General features: G+C 41.4%; 1 protein-coding gene. It reads right to left on the reverse strand.

Going from position 1 to position 222, the window contains the following annotated elements; translation table 11 throughout:
- On the reverse strand, positions 1 to 222 hold a 222-nt coding region (locus HMPREF3029_RS08340; protein WP_144265452.1), incomplete at both ends, for an acetyl-CoA carboxylase biotin carboxyl carrier protein.

Consider the following 222-nt stretch of genomic DNA (forward strand, 5'->3'; position numbering starts at 1 on the left):
CCTCCGGTTCTACTCGGACGAGTACATCCCCGTACTCTACATCTTCTCCATTGTGTACGACGATTTCTCGAACAATTCCAGAAACGTCTGATTTTAAATCGTTAAACATTTTCATTGCTTCAATGTAGCCAATTTGGTCCCCAACTTCTATTCGGTCACCAATCTCGACGAAGTTTTCACTGCTATGTTCATCTTTCTTTGTATAGAATGTACCGATCTGAG

This window comes from Nosocomiicoccus sp. HMSC059G07, from assembly GCF_001815515.1.
In the GTDB taxonomy this organism is placed as follows: Bacteria; Bacillota; Bacilli; order Staphylococcales; family Salinicoccaceae; genus Nosocomiicoccus; species Nosocomiicoccus ampullae_A.